The organism is Duganella margarita, from assembly GCF_009857535.1.
GTDB lineage: Bacteria > Pseudomonadota > Gammaproteobacteria > Burkholderiales > Burkholderiaceae_D > Rugamonas > Rugamonas margarita.
In genome coordinates this window covers 1-522 of the sequence record NZ_WWCS01000077.1, presented here as the reverse complement: position 1 = coordinate 522, position 522 = coordinate 1, and the positions used below count along the sequence as shown (strand labels likewise).

General features: G+C 74.3%; 1 protein-coding gene. It reads right to left on the bottom strand.

Translation table 11 applies throughout. From position 1 onward, the window contains the following. Window positions 1-522, bottom strand: a 522-nt coding sequence (locus tag GTP55_RS29265; protein WP_161048263.1) for an HAD-IC family P-type ATPase, incomplete at both ends; no start/stop codon positions are given.

The following is a 522-nucleotide window of genomic DNA, read 5'->3' as shown; positions in this document are numbered from 1 at the left end:
GCCAGGCCGCGCAGCAGCAGCGCGCGGTCGAACAGGCGGGCGGCGCGGCCGCGCGGCGGCGCGTGCATGGCGCCCGACTCCAGCGGCTCGGCCTCGAACACCACCGAGCAGGCGGGGTCGATAATCAGTTGCAGGAACAGGATGTGCACCGGCAGCAGGAACAGCGGTCCGCGCCACAGCAGCGGCAGCACCGACAGGCCGACGATCGGCACGTGGACGGCGACGATGAACACCAGCGCCTTGCGCAGGTTGGCAAACAGGCGGCGGCCCTGGGCCACCGCCGCCAGCAGCGCGCCGAAGTCGTTGCCCAGCAGCACCAGCGCCGCCGCCTCGCGCGCGACATCGGTGCCGCGCGCGCCCATTGCCACGCCGATATCGGCCGCCTTGAGCGCCGGCGCGTCGTTGACGCCGTCGCCGGTCATGGCGACGATCTCGCCGGCGGCGCGGAACGCCTGCACCAGGCGCAGCTTCTGCGCCGGCGCGATGCGGCAGAACACGTTCACGGCCGGCAGCCGCGCCGCC